Genomic DNA, 20,171 nt, shown 5'->3' with positions numbered 1-20,171 from the left:
GTTCGGCATTCAACGTCAAGGGCGATTTCTGTGTGCTCCAGGGCATTCGAACCTCCTTCAAAGGGGTGGTGGTCACAAGCCTCCCTATGATAGCAGGTCCGAAAGTAATGGTCTATATTTTAATGAAACTAACTACTAGTTATCGATGTTGTAGAATTCGGTATAAGAGGAGGACCTTTTTTTTGAGGGGGTGGTAGGTTGAAAACCTTTAATAAACGGTTCTGTGGTTGTATTTTCAGAATTTTCATCGCTCAACAAACCTGTTCCTGAATCTATTTTTGCATAAACAATATTTTCCGGGATCGAAAATGGAACGTCTGGAATTAAGTTAAATGCTTGTTTCATAAACGATATCCAAACAGGAAGAGCGACTGAGGCTGCGGCTTCCCGGTCGCCAAGTGAACGCCGGTCATCAAATCCTACCCAAACCCCGGTAACGAGTTTGGGCGTATACCCTATAAACCAGGCGTCGCCGAAATCGTTCGTGGTTCCGGTTTTTCCGGCAATATGCCTTCCCAGCTCTCTGGCCCGGACAGCGGTTCCCTTTTGGATGACATCCTCCAGCATGTTGGTGATCATGTAGGAGACCTCTTTTGAAACCACTTCTCTGGGATGGTTCTCATGCGTTTCGAGGACTTTGCCATGCTGATCGGTAACCGACTCTATGGAATAAGGTTCGTTAAGGGTTCCCTGGTTGGCAAAAACAGAATAAGCGGAGCTCAATTCCAATAACCCCAGGCTGGAGGTCCCTAGTGCCAGGGACAAATCATGCTGAAAGGGAGAGCTTATTCCGACCCGTTGTCCAAACTCGATGACCGGGCTGATTCCAACTTCTTCGAGAAGTTTAATGGTTGCGAGATTCCGGGAGTGGGCCAACGCTTCTCTCAAGGAAATGGGGCCATAGAATTTTCCTTCATAGTTTTCAGGTTTCCAGATTTTATCCAGTTCGGCATCTTTATAAATGACGGGTGAATCAATGATAATATCGGACGGACTCTTCCCTTTTTCAAGGGCCGTAGCATAAATGATGGGTTTAAACGCCGATCCAGGCTGCCGTTTTGCCAAAAGGGCCCGGTTAAACTCACTTCTTTTAAAATCATAACCCCCGACCATTGCTTTAATTCCCCCGGTTGCCGGGTCCAGGGCGACCAGAGCTCCTTCGACTAAAGGATTCTGTTCCAGGGTAAAGGAATATTCCCTGGCGCCGGGGTCGAATTTTTTTAATCCAAGCTTAATCATATCCCCTTTGTTTAAAATTTGTTTCGCCGTTGCTTTTTCGAGGTATTGGACATCATTTTTTAGATCTTTTCCGTTGAGTCGTTTTTTAGCCCATGCCATATCTTCCAGTTTGATCTTTCCGATGATCCCCTTAGCCTGCACCCTGGCAAACGACTCGGTCACATCAATAACAACCCCATCAAAAATTTCATCCTTTCCAAAAGGGTTAACCTGGAGAAAGAAAGCATTTCTTGGCTTAACGTTTTCAACGACATCGGTATGTCCGGCCGCACCTCTGTATCCCTGCCGTTTGTCAATGGCACGGAGGCCAGACTTAATGGCTTCCGTTGCAAACGTCTGCATTTCGAGATTTAAAGAGGTGTTAACGATTAATCCCCCTCTATAAACGGCTTCTTCTCCGTATTTAGAAATAAGGTGTTGGCGGATATGCTCCATAAAATAAGGGGAAACCTCATCCTCTTTTTGAAGTTTCTGAAAGACGAGGTTTTGTTTGAAGGCTTCCTGATATTGAGCTTCAGAAATAAAACCGGCCGAGACCATTCTTCGGAGAACGACCCCCTGTCTTTGTTTCGCTTTCTCGGGATTGACAAAAGGAGAATATTCAGACGGAGCCTTGGGAAGACCGGCCAAAAAAGCGGACTCCGCCAGAGTTAAATCACTGACATCCTTCCCGAAATAAAGTTTTGAGGCAGCCTGAACACCATAAGAACCGTGTCCCAGATAAATCTGGTTGAGATACAGTTCAAGAATTTCGTCCTTTGATAAAACAGATTCGATTTTTGTCGCTAATATGAGTTCCTTGATTTTTCTTTTAAGGTGTTTTTCGGGAGAGAGAAAAAGGGAGCGGGCCAGTTGTTGAGTGATGGTGCTTCCCCCTTCTTTTAATCGGAGGCTTTTAATATCATTTAAAACGGCTTTTAGGGTCCTCCAGTAATCAAATCCACCATGTTCCAAAAACCGGCTGTCTTCCACCGCGATAATGGCTTGAAAAAGGTACTTGGGAATTTTAACCAGGGGGACCAGGATCCGGCGTTCGGTCGCGAACTGTCCGATAAGAGCCTTGTTTTCTCCGTAAACCCGGGTTGAAGTGCTTGGTTCGTAGGTTTTTAGCCCTTCAATTGAGGGAAGGTCCCTGACGATGTCCCAAATAAAACCGACTCCGGAAAGAATGAAAATTGCGCAAAAAATCAGGATTGCCAGGGCAATTTTTTTCTTATCCCATCGATTTTTCAGAGGAATTTGGTTTAAAGAGGGGGTGAGTTTGTCCTTATTATGTTGTCCATTGTATGGCATAAGTCACGCAAAGTGTATTATACCTCGATAGGGATGTCAAACCTCTTGAACTGAATCTGTTTTTTCCGCAATGTTCTATCTATATCTGGGGTAAAATCAATCGCATTTTTTCAAGAAAAGGTTATAATTTCTTCTAATAAGGGAATGATCGCAGGCCTGCTCGTGGAGGGAGTTAGAATATGCATGACGTTAAAATAAAAAAAATATTGGTTCCAACCGACTTTTCCGCTTATTCAGAAGCGGCAAAAAATTATGCTTTAGGGTTAGCAAAAGTTTTTCGATCAAAGCTCTTTCTCTTGCATGTTCAGGAATCGATTGACTATTTCGAGGAATGGGAGGTATCCCCTCTTTATGACCCTTATGAATTGAAAAAGAAATTCCTGGAAATGATCGATAAAGAAGTTGAAATTTTCAAAACGGATGGAATCGACGCAGAGGGACTCTGTATCGCCGGGGTCCCCTCCCTTGAAATTATTAAGGCTGCAAAAAAGTATGAAATAGATTTGATCGTCATGGGAACTCACGGAAGAAAGGGAATACCCCTTCTGTTATTGGGAAGTACAGCCGAACGAGTGATCCAACAGGCGGAGCCTCCCGTTTTAACGATCAAATCTCCGAAAAAAATCCTAACCAGTCCTTTAATTAAAGAAAGTGATTTAGAAAAAAAAATAAATCCGGCGGAGATTGAAATCCTAAAAGGACATCCTGAGAGCTTTTGCCATCTTTGCGGCCAACCCTCGGAGGAAATCATTTGTAACGGGTGTAAATTCCGTGTTCAAGCAGAGGCTTTTGAACAAAAAAGGAGAGTTGAAAAAGAGGGGAAAACAGATACGGGGAAAAGATAAAGGGTCACTATCCAAAATAAACCAAACTGGATTTGACATGGTAACCCTGTTACAATGTCCCAAAATATTTTTTTAAGGAAAACCGTGAAGAATGGCTCCTCTTTTATATCCTAGACTCGTCAATGGTCCTTTTGGGGACCCCGGATTATATATCGATATCAAATGGGAGCACCGCGCCATATTATTTGACCTGGGGAATAATGCCCAACTCTCGCCCTCTTCCGTATTAAAGGTTTCGGATGTTTTCATCTCCCATACCCATATGGACCATTTTATTGGTTTTGACCGGTTTTTAAGAATTATTTTAAGCCACCCGAGAACCATTCGGTTTTACGGTCCACCGGGGCTTATTAAAAACATTCAGGGAAAGCTTTCAGGATATACCTGGAATCTGACAGGAGAGTATCAGCTCAATCTGGAAGTAACCGAACTCCATACCCATTGCAGAGTTTTGACGTCCTTAAAGGCCTCAAACGGCTTTGAGCCGGACCCTCTCCAAACGCTTCCCTTCACCGAAGAGCTTCTTAAAGAACCGATGTTTTCGGTTTTTACCAAAGCGTTGGATCATAAAATTCCTTCTCTCGCCTTTAGTTTAAATGAACGGTTTCATATTAATGTTAATAAAGACGTGCTGGAAAAGATGGGACTTGCGCCGGGAGAGTGGCTTAGAAAATTAAAGGATGCTATTTGGCAGAATCAAAGCGGAGAGACCCTGTTTGAGATTCCTGTGCGGGAAAACAACGTAGAGGTCAAAAAAATCTTTCATCTTAAAGACCTGTCCGGGTTATATACGATTACCAAAGGCCAGAAAATTTCCTATGTGGTGGATACCCTTTACTCGAAAGAAAATGAAGAAAAAATCGTAGATCTCGCAAAAGGATCTACCACATTTTTTTGTGAATCCCCCTTTCTTCAACAGGATGTGCATCAGGCCGAGAATCGGTACCATTTAACGGCCTGGCAGGCAGGAACGCTTGCGCGAAAAGCCCAGGTCGATACCTTTAATGTCTTTCATTTTTCGCCCCGTTATGCCGGCGCCGAAAAAGAACTCTATGAAGAAGCCTATACCGCTTTTAAGGCAAAAAGTTGAAGGACTAATAGGGTTTCGTAAAAAGTCTGTTCAACACGACAACATGAGGATATCTCATGAAAAGTGTATTTTCCCCTTTATTTTCAGTGAATTTTGTGGCGAAGCCAAAACCCTTTTATTTTAATACCCGGATGTGAAAATCCGGATGAGTGTGATAATAATAAGGAAAGAAGGTTCGAAGCGGAAATCAGAGTGAGCGCAGGTTTTTAAAGCTTAACAAAATAATAATTTCGAATAATTTGATTTGAAGAGTGCACCTACAAAGAAACGGATTTGAGAGAAGGTAAATTTAAGGATTATCAAAATAATCCACAATCTGTTTGGTTTAATCGTTGTGGTCTGAGACGGCCATCTTTTTGATATCGGTCATTGGATAATGTTTGGTATTTCCTGTGGCAAGAATGGCATCTATTGACTGTGCCGAGGCGGCAATCAGGCAATCATCCAGTTCGAGGTTCTGACTTTTAATCCTGTTTTTATAACTCCCCGCCTTTTCAGCGATCTCTTTCGTAATTTCTATAATATTCAAACTGTCCAGGAGTTCTTCGGTTTTCTTTCTTTCCTGCTCTCTCATCCCCGCAAATATCTCCGCAATGGTAATCACAGAACAATGAAGGGTCGCTTCATCAATTAACGAAGAGAGAAAAGTTCTAGCTTTTTCACGGCCTCTTAAGAAGTTGATGAGGATATCGGTATCCAGAACAATGTTTTTCATCGGATGCGGGTCAGCCGGGTTGATTTTCTTAGTTTCCGGACGAAATCTTCTGTCCCTTCGTTTAATTCGGGATGATCCTTTTCTTTCCAAGCTCCAAAAGAGTCCTGAATGGACTTTTTCAGTTTAAGGTGCTTAAGCTCCTTTCTAAGGGCTTCGGCCACCACCTTGCTCTGTTGACGCCCTGGGACCGCTTTCTTTAATTCATCGAGCAAATCTTCCGGCAAAAGAAAATTCGCCTGCTTCGTGGTTGTAGCCATAACTTTCTCCTTTTCAAAATAATACATATATAATTATATAGGATAATTCCTATAAATTCAAATTGAAAGCGCATTTTAATAAAGAGAAAGGGCAGAAATTACAGTTTGGAATATACAGGTTTTTAAAGGAGATTTAATTGTTGATTTCTGGAAGTTAAACTCGTAATAGAGAATTTATATCCGATCGTTTTATCGGCGTAAATGTTCCTAATAAAAGGCTTGCTATTATTACAAGAACCCAAAACCATCTGGTATTGCCAACTGCTTTATTAACAGTGAGAAGCTTCTGCTGGGTATTTTTAAATTCTCTGTGTTTTCTTTGATCTAATTCAGTGCTAAAATACATTGTCTAAAAACCCATCTTTTTTGAGGATCTACAAATCCGCAAACGATATACTTTACTCGAAAGAGAAAAAATTATATATTGATAAAATATGTTTGATTTATATTCGCATTATGTTATAATCAAAACAACTTATTCCTATGGGGATGATAGGGTTTATGAAAAAAGACTTTAAAGAAGAGATTTACCAACTTCATGCGGATATTTGCCAGGCGTTATCCGATCCTAAACGAATCTTGATCCTCTACGAATTAAAAGAGGGTCGAAAGTCGGTGGGCCAATTGGCGGTCGATTTAAATTTAAAACAGGCAAACCTTTCCCAGCACTTGATGGTGTTGAGAGAGCGTGAAATGGTTAAAACCCAGAGAGAAGGGGCGGTTATTTTTTACTCTCTGGCAAACCTGAAAGTGATAGAAGCGCTTGATTTATTGAGAGAGGTTTTAGCCGAAAAACTTCAAAAGACAAGTTTATTAGCAGATACGATGGCGAATTCGTCTTCTTAATCCGCCGGAAAGAATATTGACTGACCTTGATGATATGGAAAACAAATTTATGGAAAAAACGATGACCGGAAAAACTGACAAAGAACTTGATTTGAGCGGGGATATTTGTCCGATTACCTTTGTAAAATCTAAACTGATGCTTGAAAAAATGAACTCCGGGGAAGTGTTAAAAGTTAAGCTCGACTACGCGCCCTCCGCGGTTAACGTCCCGAGGAGTTTAGAACATGATGGCCACACGGTTTTAAAAGTTGTGGAAATTCAGCATGAGGTCTGGGAAGTCCTGGTTAAAAAGGCCTAACGACCCCTTATCAACGGATCAGGCAATGCATATAGGAATTTTATTGACGACCAGCCCCGAACATCAAAATACCTTTACTGTTTATCAATTGGCCAATTCTTTTATCAGGTTGAATCATACGCTCGATATTTTTTTGATGGACGATGGCGTTTTTAATGTAATCATGAATTCTTCCAAGCGAAAATTGTTTGCTAATTTCGAAGATTTAAGGCAAAAAAAGGTCAATATTTCACTGTGTGCAATGTCGGCTGAATCTCGTGGATTGCAAAAAGAGGATTTGCTTCCGGGAACGGGTTACTCGAGCCAGCATGAACTTTCTGAGATCGTGAAGAAATGTGACCGGTTCCTTTCGTTTGGGTAATGGGGTTGATCATGGGAAAAAACGTAGCCGTTATTGTCAGAACAAGTCCATTTAATACGTTAAAGAGCGTAGAAGCCTTTCGGATGGGCGTGGGATTAACCCTCGAGGGGAACCATGTCGATATCCTTTTAATGGAAGAGGGGGTTTGGAATGCGATACCGGCCTCCTCCCGAAAAATTGAAAGGCCTGATCCTGATCAATTTATTCAATCTTTGGAGATTTGCGGAATTGGGGCTTATGTCGATACAGAAAGACTACCGGCCGTTTTTCACCCGAAAATAAGAGAAGGGATCAGGGGAAAAACGAAAAAAGAACTCGTTCAAATGATTAAAACCGCCGAAGTTGTTATTTCTTATTAGTGAAGCAACTGGCTTTGCCAGTGCGTAACGCGGGGTTCGGGGGCATTGAGAGTGAATTTTTCGAAGGCCCCTGAAAATAAATAGGATGAAGACATTGCATATTATTAGAAACATGAAAGATCATTTTGCGCTCGACCTTATTAAAGCCGGGGAAGATAAGGAAAGTTCGTTTTTATTAATGCAAGACGCGGTTTATGAGGAATTTCCTGCGGATTGGATTAAAATATTTGCCTGTGAGGAAGATATCAACGCACGGCAGATCGAAAGCCGGTATCAAAAAGTATCATTTGACGAAATCGCCAGAATGGTGGCCGATTACGATCGGACTATTGTCTGGTAAAGAAAAAACTTGAGGGGGTATAGATGATGTCAGTTCAAGCCGATATCAAATTGGATTGCAAAGGGTTAAGCTGTCCTTTGCCCGTCATAAAAACCAAAAAAGCGATAGATGGAATGCAGGTCGGGCAAATTCTTGAAATGGTCGCGACAGATCCGGGGTCTGTAAATGATATGAAAGCCTGGAGTCACCGGACCGGCCACGAACTGGTTGACCAAAAACAGGACAATGGATTCTTTATTTTTTTCATCAAAAAGGTTAAATAATTTAAACAAAGAAAAACCTGACTAGAGGCTTTGGGAGTGTAAAATGTCAATGATCAGTAAAGAAGTTCAGGAATTGGTCGACGAAAAAATAAAGGAAGCAATCGATTCCAAACTAAACGATTGGGTTGAAACAAAGGTCAAGAAGTTAATCGGGGAACGGTTATCTACCCTGGAAGCAAAAGTTAAAGACCGGGAAACCCGGCCAAAACGAGTTGCCATTGTTGCCTCTAAAGGGTCGATGGATATGGCGTATCCCCCATTGATTCTGGCCTCTACTTCAGTGGCTCTGGATATGGAGGTTGCCATCTTTTTCACCTTCTATGGCCTTGATATTATTAACAAAAATAAATTCAAACATCTAAAAGTTCCCTCTTTGGCTAATCCGGCAATGCCTGTGCCGGTTCCTAATTTTATCGGTGTGCTTCCCGGGATGACCGCAATGGCGACGATGATGATGAAAAGCTGGATGAACAAAGCTCATGTCGTGTCTATTCCGGAGCTTCTTGAGGTGTGTAAAGAGAGCGGTGTCCGACTCATCGGGTGCCAGATGACCATGGATGTCATGGGGGTTAAAAAATCCGATCTAATCGATGGCGTTGAAATCGGCGGCGCTGCCACCTTTTTAGATTATGCGGCTGAAGCGGACATCCCTTTATTTGTGTAAGTTCAACGAAAAGAGGCCCCCCTTATGAGATTCTCTGCCAAGGCAGAATACGGGATTTGGGCGTTACTGGAACTCGCCCTCAACGAAGGACGGGGCCCTTTACAGGTAAGGGCCATTTCCAAAAGGCACCATATTCCGCTCCGTTTTTTAGAACAGGTGATGAGTGTTTTAAAAAATAGCGGGTTTGTCGAAAGTATCCGGGGGGCACAGGGGGGGTATATTTTGGCCCGTTCCCCGAAAGAGATTACGCTGGGACAGATCGTCCAGAGCATCGAAGGGACACTTTCTCCGATGATTTGCATAACAGAAGGGGACGATCAGCAGTGTTTACAGCCGGTCGAACCCCCTCACTGTGTTTTAAAGGGGGTTTGGAAAGAGGTCCGTTCTGCGATTCTTTCCGTCCTTGACCGCCTTACCCTTCAAGAGTTAAGCGAAAGGTATCGTGCAGTGGAACAAAAAACAAACATGATGTTTCATATTTAAATAAGGAAGGTTATTTTATTTAGTGAATATCATTTTGAGTGAAATGAGAAGCAAGGCGATGCCGAACACCTTTTGCAAAATTTCGTTCGATAATCCAATTGCCAGCTTGGCGCCGAGAAACCCTCCAAAGAAAAAGCCAGTACAAATAAAGGCCGCGATTTTCAAGTCCACGTAACCCTGCTGATAGTAGGTCCATGCCGCAAGCAAACCGATGGGAGGAACCATTAAGGCTAATGTCGTTCCTTGTGCCTGATGCTGGGACATTCCGAATAATACGATCAGGGAAGGGACAATAATGACTCCCCCGCCAAGTCCAATAAGCCCGCTTAAAAATCCAGACACTAAACCCAAGAACAAGAATAGCGTGACGTTCAACATACTAAATCCATCCTTTCACAGAAATGGTTCGAGTTTTAATAAAAAATAAGAATTAGCACATAGGCGATATAGCTAATTGTCCCCAGCATCAGGTGGTAAGGTTCCCATTTTTTCTTAAATAAAAGAAGGCTGAAGAAAAAAAGGGCGGTAACAAATGTTAAGATGATATTGGTCATTCCGTTGCGGTCAAAAGCCCACGCTGTTCCAAAGAGTCCGATGGAGACGGGGAACGTGCTTTGGAACACCATGGCGCCTGTGATATTTGACACGGCCAGATGGTCTTTCTTTTTTGAAATCCAGATGAGGCTGTTGAATTTTTCAGGGAGTTCGGTGGCGATGGGCGTTATGAGCAAAGATAAAATAAACGGAGAAACATGAAAGAAATCGGCGATTCCTGCTATTCCCTCAATAAAATAGACAGCGCCTCCCACAATTAAACCAAGCCCGAATAAAGTTTGAACGACAATCGTCCTTACTCCGGGATGACGAATAAATTTTTGAAAGTAAAGCGGTTCCAGGTCCAGGTGGTCTGAAGAAGGTCGTTTAAAAATGTCCCGTAAATAATTTGCATAAAGCCCAAATAAAAAAAGTCCAATGATCGTGTGGGTCAGCCTGTTTTCAATCGCAGAAGCCGCAACGGCTAATGAAAACGAAATCAGAAAGTATTTTAAATCAATCTCAATTTCTTTGAAATTTAAATGGAATTGCCGGGTCCTTTTCCCTGTTCTGGCGAAAAAATAAACGCCAAAGCCAACTAACGGAAGGGTGAGGGTGGAAAGCATGAAAGGGGCCCCTAAAATCGCCCCGATGCCGATCTCCTTTTCTGCCAAGCCGTGTCCAAACAAAATGGCGATAAGAGGAATAAGGGTTTCCGGGAGCGCGGTTCCTACCCCGGCCAGAACCGATCCTACCGCACCGTCTGACAGCTTTAACTTCTTTCCGATCCATTCGATTCCGTTTGTAAATACCGAACTTCCAAGAAGGGTAACGGCCAGGGCCATGAGCGCTGTAACCAACGAATAGGTCATTTCCACCTTTTTTTTATTATTTTTTGATTAATTTCTGCTTCGACTTGTTTTAATACGTCCTTAAGCGGTTCTTTCTGTTTTTCTGCGATGAGCTTGCAATCTTCGTATTCCGGAACCGCCCGCAGCCCTTTTCCCAGGAAAGATTTTTTTACCCTGACCCAGCCCCGTGAGGTTTTGAACCTTTCTTCTTTTCTTTTAACCATCAGCCGGTTTATTTTTTGGATCCGAAAGCCCAGAGAGGTGGTTTCTTTGAAAACCCTTTCAGTGATTTTTGTCAACGGCTCAAGAGGAGCCAAAACGGTTAAGAGGATTGCCGGACGTCCCTTTTTCATGATGATCGGGGTGAGTGTGACGTCAAGCGCTCCGTCGTGAAGCAAATGTTCAATCAGGGTTTCATAGATTTGAGGATTTAAGTCGTCGATATGGGTTTCAATTTGATAGATTTGGTCGTGAATGAATTGGTCCTCCTGTTCTCCAATCAGTAACCGGAGGAGGTTGGGTGTCTCTTCGATCATAAAGTCTCCGGCCCCCAGTCCCGTTTTTTGAAGCTTCAAAAGAGGGATTGACCCAAAAGATGAAGCTAATGTTGAGAGGATTGCCGCGCCAGTAGGGGTGGTTAATTCTTTTTTAATGCCGTTTGAATAGATGGGGATATTTTTTAAAAGGTGAACCGTGACGGGTCCTGGAACCGGAAATTTTCCGTGATGGATTTGAACGAACCCTTCCCCAACATTGATAGCGGAGGAATGGACCTCATCTATTTTTAGCCATTCAAACCCGGCTACGGCGCCGACAACATCGACGATGGTGTCGATTCCGCCCAGTTCTTCAAATGAAACGGATTCTGGATTCAGACCATGCGACTTTCCTTCCCCCCCGGCAAGCCGTTGAAAAATCGCCTGACTTTTTGTTTTAAGCGAGGGAGATAAACGCCCTTTCCCGATAAAACCCAGGATAGAGGTTAAATTTTTTAACCGAAGCGAGGGTGAAGGGGAAAGGATCACGTCGACCTTGGTTCCCTGTAAATGTCCTCTTTTTACTTTTCGGGCGCGGAGTTTAACGCCACCCGGAATAAGAGAAAGAACCGTTTGATTTAGAAATGAAAGGGGGAGACCGGCATCGACCATTGCGCCCAGAATCATGTCTCCGCTGATTCCTGAAAAGCAGTCAAAATAAGCAATTTTTTTCATATGATCTTCGTATCCAATCACTAAAACGGGTGCGCCAGCGAAAATGTCTGGTGTTCCCTTCTCGCGGTCCAAAACGGACAAAGACTGCCTTCCCTATGTCAAAGTATTGATCCGATGGGCCAAAACGGCTGCCCCAAACCCATTATCAATATTCATGACGCCGATTCCGGCGGCACAGGCGTTCAGCATGGTCAACAGAGGGGCGAGCCCGTTTAAAGAGGCTCCATATCCCTGGCTCGACGGAACTGCGATGAGCGGTTTGTCGCTGAGCCCGCCAATGACGCTCGGGAGAACGCCATCCATCCCGGCAATCACAATTAAGACCCTGGCTTGATCCATGAGGCTCTTCTTGTCCAGGATACGGTGAATACCGGCAACGCCAACATCGTACAGCGTTTCAACGCGGCTTCCAAGAATGGTCGCAGTTTCCCTGGCTTCTTCTCCTATATAAATATCGGAAGTTCCCGCCGTGATAATAAGGATTGCCCCTTTTGATTTTAATTTTTTTTTGTCGGCCCGGGAAATCACGACGGTTTTCCCCAGTTCATTGTATCTGGCAGAAGGAAACTCCGTGGAGATCAATTGAAAGGTTTCCGGTTTTACCCGGGTGGCTAAAATCCGGGGATGGCGTTTGACCGAATGCGTCAGCAAGGTGAGGATCTGCCGGTCAGTTTTTCCCAGACAAAAAATGACCTCTGGAAAACCCTGCCGGATATGCCGATGATGGTCCAGCGTAGCGAATCCCAGCTCCTCCTGTGAAAATCCTTTTAAGCGGCCATAGGCCTCCTCAACAGGCAAAGCGCCATTTTTAACCTGGGAAAGCAGTTTTTTTAACCGATTGGGAGTCATAAAACCCTACCTTATTTGTTGTTGTCTGGCAGTTCCAACAAAGGATAAATGATACCCGTAATATGAGAATTAATCCTTTTTAAATTGGTCAGGACATCCAGATGGATGGCGCTGGTTTCAATGGATTCCGCATAACCTGCATGCAGTCGTTGAATATGGGCCTGATAAAGGGCCCTTTCCTTTTGATTAATGACGGTTTTTTCCTGAAGCACCTTTTGAGCGGCTTTTTGATCCTGGCTTTCCACCGCCAAAATCATCTGATCATAATTCTTTCCGACCATTTGATGCAACTCAACGATTTCGGACAGCCCCTGCGCTGAGAATTGAAGGCCTTTCAAAATCTTTTTCTTTGCCAGCTCCAGCAGATTTTTATCGATAATATCTCCAATATTTTCCAGGTCGTTAATCATCGAGAGGAGGGCCACTTCCCGGATGGACTCTTCCCTCGACAACATTTTTTGGCTGAGCTGGGTCAGATAGAGTTTAATTTCCCGGTCCAGGGTATCGACCCAGTCGTCTCTTTTTTCAACGGCCTCAGCCAATTCCAGGTCATCTTTGACAAAAACGGTGATGGTATTATGAAACATTTCCCTGACAAATTCTGCCATCCGCAGGGCTTCTTTTGTGGCCTGGCTTAAAGCGACCCCAGGCGTTTGCTGGAGTTCCCGGTCCAGATACCTGGTTTTTGGAAACGTTTCAACCTCTGCTCTGGCCGGAATAAGCTTCACGACCAGGGCCGAAAAGGTGCGGGCAAATGGAAAGAAAATAACGGCGAGGATCAAGTTGAAAAAAGTATGGGCATTGGCAATTTGTCTCCCCGGATCGAGGGAGGAGAAGTTGACCAAATTTTGAAAAGGATGGAGAAACGGGATAAAAAGCAGGACGCCGGTGACTTTAATTATAAAATGGCACATGGCGATCCGTCGGGCTTCGATGGATCCCCCGATGCTTGAAATTAAAACCGTGGAGCAGGTTCCAATATTGGCTCCGAGTATAAGGGGAATGGCGGCGTTAAGGGGAAGCATATTTTGCGTTGACGCCGCAAGAAATATTCCAACCGCCGCTGTACTGCTGTTGAGAAGGGAAGAAAAGATGGCTCCCAGCAGAATTCCGAGGAGCGCAAAGTCACCGACACGGTTCAGGAGGGGTTGAACCCAGCCCTGATCCTTAAGGGTGCCCATTCCGGTGATCATGATTTTCAGCCCTAGAAAAATAAGCCCCAGGCCAAAAAGGGATAAACCCATGAACCTGATTTTTTCTTTTTTTGAGAGAAAAAAGATAAAGAAGCCAACGCCGATAAATAAAAGGGCAAAATTAAATATTTTAAAAGCAATCAATTGAACGGTGAGGGTTGTTCCGATATCGGAACCGAGAATAAGATAAATCGACTGATTAAGGTTGACGATCCCGGCGCGGGCCAGGCCGATTAAAAGGAGTGTCGCCGCGCTGCTGCTTTGAAGAAGGGAGGCGATCAGGGCTCCGGTGCCTATGCCGAAAAGGCGGTTTTTCGTTACCCGGCCAAGAAAAGACCGGAATCTCGCGCCTGCAAGATTATCCAGATTATCCGATAAGGTCCTTAACCCGAAAAGAAGAAGGCCGACGCCGCCGATCAGGCTGATGATCATGTCAAAACTCAAACTTTTTTCCTTTAGAGTGGGCGGCGCGGTAAATGAGTTCGGCGACAGCTTTTTTTGGGTCCTTATTTTTGTAAAGGATATAATACAATTGTTCGATAATGGGTGTGGCCACCCGGTAACGTTTGGATAAATGATAGGCAGAAAGGGTGGTTTTAACCCCTTCGGCAACAGATTTGGTTTCGCTTAAAATCCTGGCGACAGGGATCCCTTTGCCGATTTGATATCCCAGCGAATAATTCCGGCTTTGCCTGCTCGTGGCCGTCAAGATGAGATCCCCAATTCCGGAAAGGCCGGAAAAAGTTTCCTTTTTGGCGCCCATGGCTGTTCCTAACCGGATGATTTCAGAAAGCCCTCTTGTAATGAGGGCGGCGCGGGAATTATCTCCAAAGCCCAGACCGTCTGAACATCCGGTGGCGATGGCGATCACATTTTTTAAGGCTCCCCCAAGTTGGGCTCCCATGACATCCCTTGAGAGGTAAATGATAAAAGAAGACGTGGTGAGCTTTTTTTGCAAAGAAGCCGCCAGGTCAAAATTTTTCATGGCCAGGACCGCCGCCGTCGGCTGTTTTAACAGAATTTCTTTGGCAAAGGTTGGTCCGGACAGGACCCCGAGATGCCGGTGGAACCTTTTGGGAAAAATTTCCTGCATCATCTGGGTGGGGAGCAACAAGGTTTCGTTTTCAATCCCCTTGGTAGCGCTAATGATCGGGATCTCTTTTTTTAAGTGAAGGGAAATTTTTTTTAAGACGGGTCTTGCCGCATGGGATGGAACGACAAAAAGGATCAGGTCCGAGCCGTCGACGGCCTCCAAAATAGAGCAGGTCACCCGCAGATCGGGTGAGAGCGGGACCCCCGGTAAATATATTTTATTTTCTTTAAATTTTTGGATGGAATCAAGGACCTCTTTTTCATAGGCCCATAATCTGGTTTTGATCTTCTTTTCACTTAAAATAGCGGCAAGAGCCGTTCCCCAACTTCCGGCGCCGATGACAGCGATCGTTTTAACGGGTTTTGGAGGACTCATCCTTTAATGGCTCCCATCGGTCTTAAACGGGCGACTTTTGTGACCAGACCCGCCTTTTCCATGACTTCCACGACCCTTGCGACATCTTTATACGCTTCCGGGGCTTCCTCCCGAATTCCGCTTTTGGTGGCTCCTTTAACGGTGACTCCGATTTCTTTTAACTCGGAGATAATGGACCGTCCTTCTGTCGCCCGCAGAGCCGCTGAACGGGATAAGATTCTTCCAGCGCCGTGGCAGGAACTCCCAAAGGTCTCTTCCATAATGGATGGATTCCCCACGAGGACATAAGAATAACGTCCCATATCTCCGGGGACAATGACAGGATGTCCTGTCGATTGGTAAACTGCCGGGACTTCAGGATGACCCGCCGGGAAGGCCCGCGTCGCGCCTTTTCGGTGGACCGCCACTTTTCTCGGTTTTCCATCGATTTGATGGGTCTCCAGTTTAACAATATTGTGGGCGATATCGTAAAGGAGCGAAGCCCCAAGTGTTTCAGGTGACAGGTCTAACGCCTTGACCATGGCCGATTCCACCCGTCCCATTAAGCATTGCCGGTTGGCCCAGGCATAATTGGCGGCACAGTTCATTGCGGAAAGATAATCTTTTCCTTCGTCAGAGGTCACAGGAACACAGGCCAACTGCCGGTCAGGGAGACGATAACCGTACTGTTTCGACGCCTGGCCGATCATTTTTAAAAAATCTGTGCAGACCTGATGTCCGAGTCCCCGTGATCCGGAGTGAATCATGACCACGACCTGTTTTTCCACAAGACCAAAGACGGAGGCAATTTGTTTAGAATAGAGGGTTTCTACATACTGGACTTCAATAAAATGGTTTCCGGATCCCAATGTTCCTAACTGCTTTTTTCCCCGTTCCCGGGCTCTGGGGCTAACCTTTTCCGGGTTCACTCCCTCCAAACAGCCGTTGGATTCGATAGTGTCCAAATCTTCCGGTCGTCCAAACCCTTGTTGAATACTCCACCCGGCGCCGGTCCTGAAGATTTTTTCATAATCCGATTCGGTCAGGGAAACGTCTCCAAAGGAGCCCGTCCCGGTTGGGATGTCCCTGGACAACATCCCGATCAGAGACTCCATTTTGGCGTCGACCGCTTGTTTGGATAAAGCTGTTTTAACGAGCCTTACGCCGCAGTTGATATCGAATCCAACCCCTCCCGGAGAAATCGCTCCATGATTTGCGTCGGTAGCAACGACCCCGCCGATGGGGAAGCCGTAACCGCAATGGATATCCGGCATCGCAAGGGCCGCTTTAACGATTCCCGGCAAACAAGCCGTATTGGCGACCTGCTCAATCGATTGATCGTTTTGAATATCCTTTAATAAAACGCTGTCTGAAAAAATTAAGCCAGGGACATTCATTCCAGGAACGGAGCCGATTGGAATTTCATAACGATAGGGGTCTAGTTTTTTAAGTTGAATAGTCATCCAATGCCCCCTCGCCCCGCGTTAAGCTCGGTCTAACTACGACCATTCCTAAGTCCGTCTCGGTCTAATGTCGACCATTCCCCAATCCGTCACTGGCAGAGCCATCTGCTTCTCTTCTATTAAATATCAAAGATAACCTGTCCTTCGTAAAGGGAAGAAGCGGTTTTTTTGATATAAAGCCGGTGAAAAGTTGCTGCCTTAATGTCGAATTTTAATTCATGTTTAGACCAATCGATCGGTTCTCCTAAAAAATATCCTCTTAACTCCAGCTCGATCGAGGTCAGGTGGCAAATCTTGCCAAGAACATTGCGCGTTTGATGAATATAAATCAATTCATTGAGCCATTCAACTAAAAGTCCTTCGGGGTCCTGAACCTTTAATCCGGAAGCTTTTGAATGGACCGGATAAGTAAAACGAGGTTCGACCCGGTTAAGGTCTGCAATCAGGGAAAAGAGACCTTTTCCGGCATTTTCAAACAACGCCATTAAGGACGTTCCGAAGGCGATCAACCCGATATCCGCGGTCGTATCGATGATCTTAAATGGAGAAAATAGGTCAGAGTTCATACTCACTCATAGTTGTAAGACGCGGCTGAAGGTAACGTTTATTTTTAAAAATAGCGAAGATAATATAACATTTTTGACCATTCATTGGAATCCTTCCTTTACCTTTCTTGCTGGATACAAGATATTTTGTTATATTTCATAGAGATAGCCAAATAACGAAGGATAATAGAGCGTGATTTATTTAACTGTTTTTTTAATGGGGGCGGTCATAGGAAGCTTTTTAAATGTGGCCATTTACCGGCTTCCGCGGGAAGAGTCAATCGTTTTGCCCGCTTCCCATTGCCCTTCCTGTCACCAACCCATCCCCTGGTATGACAATATTCCGCTATTTGGGTTTATTTTTCTCAAAGGACGATGCCGTTCTTGCCGCAAAGCGATTTCGTTTCGTTATCCGCTGGTTGAGCTTACCAATGGACTGGGTTACCTTTTTTTACTCAATCAGTTTGGTCTTGGGTGGGAATGGGTTGCTTATTCCGTACTTTATTCATCCTTGCTGGTGATTACCTTTATCGATCTCTCCCATCAGATCGTTCCCGACGTGATTACGCTGCCCGGAATGGTCATTGGCCTTCTGGTTTCATCAACTCTTTTGTCCATTGGTCTTGTTAATTCAATCATTGGATTGTTGCTCGGCGGTCTTTTGTTTTACCTGGTGGCTGTTTTAAGCCGCGGAGGCATGGGGGGAGGAGATATTAAACTGATTGCCATGATTGGCGCCTTTGTTGGATGGAAAGCAGTCTTATTAACCATTTTTGTCAGCGCGTTTGCAGGATCAATCCTCGGTGTGGGTTTAATGATCTTTATGGGCAAGAACAGAAAATATCCCGTTCCCTTTGGTCCTTTTTTGGCCCTTGGCGCAATGGTGTCGATTGTCTGGGGTAACAAAATCATTTTTTGGTATACTCACCTCGGGACTTAAGTGGAAACTCCTCGTTCCGCTCCACGGCTGAACATTGCCTCCTCCTTCAAGATTTTTATTTTTTTCTTAACCATTTTTTTCGTTTTACTCCTCTTATATGATCAATCTCTCCTTTTTTCTTCCCGAAAACAGTTCGATCTTCAGGAAAAACAGCTTCTCTTAAAAGAGATGGCGGATATTAAAACCGACCTGCTAGTCCATTTAAAGGAGGCGCAGGAAGACCCTTATTATTTATATGCGCTTGGGTCTAAAACTAAACTTCGGATTACTCTTTTTAATAAGGATGCCAGTGTCGTGAGAGATTCTAACGGGAAGATAAAGTCAGGAGAACATCTTGATTCTATCGGGGTTTTCCCCATAACCGGACTATGGAAAGGAGAACCCGTGTTTTCTTCCAACGAAGAAAACCAAAAAGAGGTCGTGGTGTACGGCGATCTTCTTTCTCCAGCCGGTTTAACGCCTCTCGGGATCAGGATTGTTCAAGAACGTGAAGTCGCAGGGAGTCCTGAAGGAGAAACTTACTTATTCTTTCTTAAATTATTTGGCGCCGTTGGACTCTTTACGCTGGGTTTGACGGTATACCGTTACCTCAGGGAAATCTTTAAGAAAGAAAGTTTTTTTGAAGGAACGGTCCAGGACACAAACCCGGTTTTATATACGTTCCAGGGACTCCTTCAGGAATTAAAAATCAAAGAACATGAACTTGAAAAACTGAAAGAGCAGGCTGAAAACCGTGCCGTTCAAAGTGAGACCTTCCAGGAAGCGATTCTGCGAAGTATTAACAGCGGCGTCATTACTTTTAATAAAAATCAGGGAATTACCAGTTATAATGAATCGGCGGCCAGGATTTTCGGAATTCCCCGCCAGGAGGCTATCGGGAAAAAGTGCTCCGAAGTATTTGGAACGGAAAACAAAATACAGGCTCTTCTGAACCAGACGATCCGGGAAAATGAAACGATCGAACGAGCAGAGTTTGAAATGATAAAAGGAAAGAGTCAGGAAAAAATATGGATCGGGGTCAGCGCGTCCTTTTTAACGAATCCTCTGGGGGAGTTTTTAGGAACCACTTTTATTTTCACGGACATTACTGAGATCAAAGCGCTGCAGGAACAGGTCGAGTTACAAAAGCGTTTAACGGTTCTGGGAGAGATGTCGGCCGGGATTGCCCATGAGTTCAGGAATTTTATGGGGACCATTTTCGGGTATGTGCGCCTCCTGGGAAAAAAAGTTGAAAAAACTCAGCCGGATCACCAAATGATTGAAGCCATTATTACTGAACTTAAATCGATGGACCATTTAATCCATGAATTGCTCGGGTTTGGCAAAAACACCCCCGTCAACAAGGGAAAGGTTTTATTGGAGCCTTTTTTCTCCAGGTTGATTACGCAACTCTCTTCTCAATATAAAGGGGTTTTGCCGAAGATCTCCTGTGATATCGCGAACCCTTCTCTTGCGGTCTCTGCGGACGAAATTCTGATCCGTCAGGCGTTTGTCAATCTGATTCAAAACGCGTTTGAGGCCATGCCGGAAGGAGGCGTTTTGTCCATCAAAGCCGGAATCAACCCGATAGAAAAAAATTCCATGGTTCTTGTTCAAATTAAAGACACAGGAACAGGAATTTCAAAAGATCATCTCGAAAAGATTTTCGTTCCCTTTTTTACCCAGAAAGCCAAAGGGACGGGATTAGGCCTGGCGATTGTCCATAAAATTATATTATCCCATGGCGGCCGGATTCGTGTGGAAAGCGAAGAAGGCAAGGGGACGCTCTTCAAAATTTACCTTCCAAAATCATCAGAATAGTGCGAGAGAATCCGGTCCATTTCAGTTGCTACCTATTCACGACTTTGGTAATCTTGGCCCGTAATGAATCCATGTTGATTGATGGAATGAACTCTATGACCTTAATCCAGCGTAATTTATCGCTGGATTAAGGTATTTACTTTATTTTAGGAGAAGCGAGATGGATGCCAAGAAAGTTCTTGAACGTGTGAAGGCGATCGCCGAAACCTTTGCGGCCGATCGGCCGGCTCGCCAGCAGCGCCGGTCGCTTGATCCGGCTGATTTCGCCGCGCTTCGCGAGGCGGG

Annotated in this window: 23 protein-coding genes; 12 read left to right on the top strand and 11 right to left on the bottom strand. The window is 44.6% G+C overall.

Annotated elements, in window-relative coordinates; genetic code table 11:
* Positions 1 to 135 precede the first annotated feature (135 nt).
* Entirely contained in the window at positions 136 to 2,532 is a 2,397-nt protein-coding gene (locus HYR79_05730; protein MBI1821191.1) for a PBP1A family penicillin-binding protein, read from the bottom strand.
* 179 nt (positions 2,533 to 2,711) lie between these two features.
* Here HYR79_05730 and HYR79_05725 point away from each other — a divergent pair, with 179 nt between their 5' ends.
* Positions 2,712 to 3,377: a universal stress protein gene (locus HYR79_05725; GenBank protein ID MBI1821190.1), complete on the top strand. Its 666-nt coding sequence runs from the start codon at positions 2,712 to 2,714 to the stop codon at positions 3,375 to 3,377.
* Positions 3,378 to 3,468: 91 nt separating this feature from the next.
* Positions 3,469 to 4,467, top strand: a complete 999-nt coding sequence (locus HYR79_05720) for a ribonuclease Z (protein MBI1821189.1) — start codon at positions 3,469 to 3,471, stop codon at positions 4,465 to 4,467.
* A gap of 325 nt (positions 4,468 to 4,792) precedes the next feature.
* On the opposite strand, the gene HYR79_05715 is transcribed toward HYR79_05720, so the two are convergent.
* Positions 4,793 to 5,182 carry a type II toxin-antitoxin system VapC family toxin gene (locus tag HYR79_05715; protein MBI1821188.1) on the bottom strand — a complete coding sequence of 130 codons (390 nt, stop codon included), beginning with the start codon at positions 5,180 to 5,182 and terminating at the stop codon, positions 4,793 to 4,795.
* On the bottom strand, positions 5,179 to 5,439 hold the full coding sequence (locus HYR79_05710; protein MBI1821187.1) for a hypothetical protein: 261 nt from the start codon (positions 5,437 to 5,439) through the stop codon (positions 5,179 to 5,181). Before HYR79_05710 ends, HYR79_05715 begins: the two co-directional genes overlap by 4 nt.
* A gap of 501 nt (positions 5,440 to 5,940) precedes the next feature.
* On the opposite strand from HYR79_05710, the gene HYR79_05705 reads away from it, so the two are divergent.
* From HYR79_05705 to HYR79_05670, 8 genes are all read left to right on the top strand, one after another.
* Entirely contained in the window at positions 5,941 to 6,285 is a 345-nt protein-coding gene (locus HYR79_05705) for a winged helix-turn-helix transcriptional regulator (protein ID MBI1821186.1), read from the top strand.
* 49 nt (positions 6,286 to 6,334) lie between these two features.
* A complete protein-coding gene (locus HYR79_05700; GenBank protein MBI1821185.1) occupies positions 6,335 to 6,583 on the top strand; it encodes a sulfurtransferase TusA family protein in 249 nt (82 codons plus the stop codon).
* 25 nt (positions 6,584 to 6,608) lie between these two features.
* Entirely contained in the window at positions 6,609 to 6,944 is a 336-nt protein-coding gene (locus HYR79_05695) for a DsrE family protein (GenBank protein ID MBI1821184.1), read from the top strand.
* 11 nt (positions 6,945 to 6,955) lie between these two features.
* Positions 6,956 to 7,303, top strand: coding sequence for a DsrE family protein (locus tag HYR79_05690; GenBank protein ID MBI1821183.1), 348 nt, complete (start codon positions 6,956 to 6,958; stop codon positions 7,301 to 7,303).
* Between the two features lie 94 nt (positions 7,304 to 7,397).
* Entirely contained in the window at positions 7,398 to 7,643 is a 246-nt protein-coding gene (locus HYR79_05685) for a hypothetical protein (GenBank protein ID MBI1821182.1), read from the top strand.
* Positions 7,644 to 7,666: 23 nt separating this feature from the next.
* Positions 7,667 to 7,906 (top strand): sulfurtransferase TusA family protein, encoded by a 240-nt coding sequence (locus tag HYR79_05680; GenBank protein ID MBI1821181.1) that lies wholly within the window; start codon positions 7,667 to 7,669, stop codon positions 7,904 to 7,906.
* Between the two features lie 49 nt (positions 7,907 to 7,955).
* The gene (locus tag HYR79_05675; protein MBI1821180.1) at positions 7,956 to 8,570 is read left to right on the top strand and encodes a DsrE/DsrF/DrsH-like family protein; all 615 of its coding nucleotides are present in this window, start codon (positions 7,956 to 7,958) and stop codon (positions 8,568 to 8,570) included.
* A 24-nt stretch (positions 8,571 to 8,594) separates the two neighbouring features.
* Positions 8,595 to 9,053, top strand: coding sequence for an Rrf2 family transcriptional regulator (locus tag HYR79_05670; GenBank protein ID MBI1821179.1), 459 nt, complete (start codon positions 8,595 to 8,597; stop codon positions 9,051 to 9,053).
* A gap of 15 nt (positions 9,054 to 9,068) precedes the next feature.
* On the opposite strand, the gene HYR79_05665 is transcribed toward HYR79_05670, so the two are convergent.
* The 8 genes from HYR79_05665 to HYR79_05630 all read right to left on the bottom strand — a co-directional run bounded on the left by HYR79_05665 (position 9,069) and on the right by HYR79_05630 (position 17,167).
* Positions 9,069 to 9,431 (bottom strand): sulfite exporter TauE/SafE family protein, encoded by a 363-nt coding sequence (locus HYR79_05665; GenBank protein ID MBI1821178.1) that lies wholly within the window; start codon positions 9,429 to 9,431, stop codon positions 9,069 to 9,071.
* A gap of 35 nt (positions 9,432 to 9,466) precedes the next feature.
* Complete coding sequence (locus HYR79_05660; GenBank protein MBI1821177.1) at positions 9,467 to 10,459, bottom strand: sodium:calcium antiporter; 993 nt, start codon at positions 10,457 to 10,459, stop codon at positions 9,467 to 9,469.
* Complete coding sequence (gene larC, locus HYR79_05655; protein ID MBI1821176.1) at positions 10,456 to 11,649, bottom strand: nickel pincer cofactor biosynthesis protein LarC; 1,194 nt, start codon at positions 11,647 to 11,649, stop codon at positions 10,456 to 10,458. The genes HYR79_05660 and larC overlap by 4 nt, the downstream gene beginning before the upstream one ends.
* A 93-nt stretch (positions 11,650 to 11,742) precedes the next feature.
* Positions 11,743 to 12,498, bottom strand: a complete 756-nt coding sequence (gene larB / locus HYR79_05650) for a nickel pincer cofactor biosynthesis protein LarB (protein MBI1821175.1) — start codon at positions 12,496 to 12,498, stop codon at positions 11,743 to 11,745.
* An 11-nt stretch (positions 12,499 to 12,509) separates the two neighbouring features.
* Complete coding sequence (locus tag HYR79_05645; protein ID MBI1821174.1) at positions 12,510 to 14,135, bottom strand: Na/Pi cotransporter family protein; 1,626 nt, start codon at positions 14,133 to 14,135, stop codon at positions 12,510 to 12,512.
* On the bottom strand, positions 14,125 to 15,159 hold the full coding sequence (locus HYR79_05640) for an NAD(P)-dependent glycerol-3-phosphate dehydrogenase (protein ID MBI1821173.1): 1,035 nt from the start codon (positions 15,157 to 15,159) through the stop codon (positions 14,125 to 14,127). The genes HYR79_05645 and HYR79_05640 overlap by 11 nt, the downstream gene beginning before the upstream one ends.
* Entirely contained in the window at positions 15,156 to 16,601 is a 1,446-nt protein-coding gene (locus tag HYR79_05635) for an RtcB family protein (GenBank protein ID MBI1821172.1), read from the bottom strand. The genes HYR79_05640 and HYR79_05635 overlap by 4 nt, the downstream gene beginning before the upstream one ends.
* A gap of 119 nt (positions 16,602 to 16,720) precedes the next feature.
* A complete protein-coding gene (locus HYR79_05630; protein MBI1821171.1) occupies positions 16,721 to 17,167 on the bottom strand; it encodes an archease in 447 nt (148 codons plus the stop codon).
* Positions 17,168 to 17,363: 196 nt separating this feature from the next.
* On the opposite strand from HYR79_05630, the gene HYR79_05625 reads away from it, so the two are divergent.
* On the top strand, positions 17,364 to 18,086 hold the full coding sequence (locus HYR79_05625; protein ID MBI1821170.1) for a prepilin peptidase: 723 nt from the start codon (positions 17,364 to 17,366) through the stop codon (positions 18,084 to 18,086).
* Entirely contained in the window at positions 18,087 to 19,886 is a 1,800-nt protein-coding gene (locus HYR79_05620) for a PAS domain S-box protein (GenBank protein MBI1821169.1), read from the top strand. It abuts the gene before it with no gap.
* Positions 19,887 to 20,171: the final 285 nt, after the last annotated feature.

The sequence above is a fragment of the Nitrospirota bacterium genome (assembly GCA_016178585.1).
Classification (GTDB): domain Bacteria; phylum Nitrospirota; class Nitrospiria; order JACQBW01; family JACQBW01; genus JACOTA01.
This window is presented reverse-complemented; position numbering and strand designations above follow the sequence as displayed.

Excerpts from the sequence above, each read along its gene's own strand:
- HYR79_05700 (MBI1821185.1), top strand. The coding sequence starts at position 6,335 with ATGGAAAAAACGATGACCGGAAAAACTGACAAAGAACTTGATTTGAGC.
- HYR79_05660 (MBI1821177.1), bottom strand. The coding sequence starts at position 10,459 with ATGACCTATTCGTTGGTTACAGCGCTCATGGCCCTGGCCGTTACCCTT.
- larC (MBI1821176.1), bottom strand. The coding sequence starts at position 11,649 with ATGAAAAAAATTGCTTATTTTGACTGCTTTTCAGGAATCAGCGGAGAC.
- HYR79_05625 (MBI1821170.1), top strand. The coding sequence starts at position 17,364 with ATGGGGGCGGTCATAGGAAGCTTTTTAAATGTGGCCATTTACCGGCTT.
- HYR79_05730 (MBI1821191.1), bottom strand. The coding sequence starts at position 2,532 with ATGCCATACAATGGACAACATAATAAGGACAAACTCACCCCCTCTTTA.
- HYR79_05630 (MBI1821171.1), bottom strand. The coding sequence starts at position 17,167 with ATGAACTCTGACCTATTTTCTCCATTTAAGATCATCGATACGACCGCG.
- HYR79_05705 (MBI1821186.1), top strand. The coding sequence starts at position 5,941 with ATGAAAAAAGACTTTAAAGAAGAGATTTACCAACTTCATGCGGATATT.
- HYR79_05670 (MBI1821179.1), top strand. The coding sequence starts at position 8,595 with ATGAGATTCTCTGCCAAGGCAGAATACGGGATTTGGGCGTTACTGGAA.
- HYR79_05680 (MBI1821181.1), top strand. The coding sequence starts at position 7,667 with ATGATGTCAGTTCAAGCCGATATCAAATTGGATTGCAAAGGGTTAAGC.
- HYR79_05675 (MBI1821180.1), top strand. The coding sequence starts at position 7,956 with ATGATCAGTAAAGAAGTTCAGGAATTGGTCGACGAAAAAATAAAGGAA.
- HYR79_05665 (MBI1821178.1), bottom strand. The coding sequence starts at position 9,431 with ATGTTGAACGTCACGCTATTCTTGTTCTTGGGTTTAGTGTCTGGATTT.
- HYR79_05695 (MBI1821184.1), top strand. The coding sequence starts at position 6,609 with ATGCATATAGGAATTTTATTGACGACCAGCCCCGAACATCAAAATACC.
- larB (MBI1821175.1), bottom strand. The coding sequence starts at position 12,498 with ATGACTCCCAATCGGTTAAAAAAACTGCTTTCCCAGGTTAAAAATGGC.
- HYR79_05690 (MBI1821183.1), top strand. The coding sequence starts at position 6,956 with ATGGGAAAAAACGTAGCCGTTATTGTCAGAACAAGTCCATTTAATACG.
- HYR79_05715 (MBI1821188.1), bottom strand. The coding sequence starts at position 5,182 with ATGAAAAACATTGTTCTGGATACCGATATCCTCATCAACTTCTTAAGA.
- HYR79_05710 (MBI1821187.1), bottom strand. The coding sequence starts at position 5,439 with ATGGCTACAACCACGAAGCAGGCGAATTTTCTTTTGCCGGAAGATTTG.
- HYR79_05720 (MBI1821189.1), top strand. The coding sequence starts at position 3,469 with ATGGCTCCTCTTTTATATCCTAGACTCGTCAATGGTCCTTTTGGGGAC.
- HYR79_05725 (MBI1821190.1), top strand. The coding sequence starts at position 2,712 with ATGCATGACGTTAAAATAAAAAAAATATTGGTTCCAACCGACTTTTCC.
- HYR79_05635 (MBI1821172.1), bottom strand. The coding sequence starts at position 16,601 with ATGACTATTCAACTTAAAAAACTAGACCCCTATCGTTATGAAATTCCA.
- HYR79_05640 (MBI1821173.1), bottom strand. The coding sequence starts at position 15,159 with ATGAGTCCTCCAAAACCCGTTAAAACGATCGCTGTCATCGGCGCCGGA.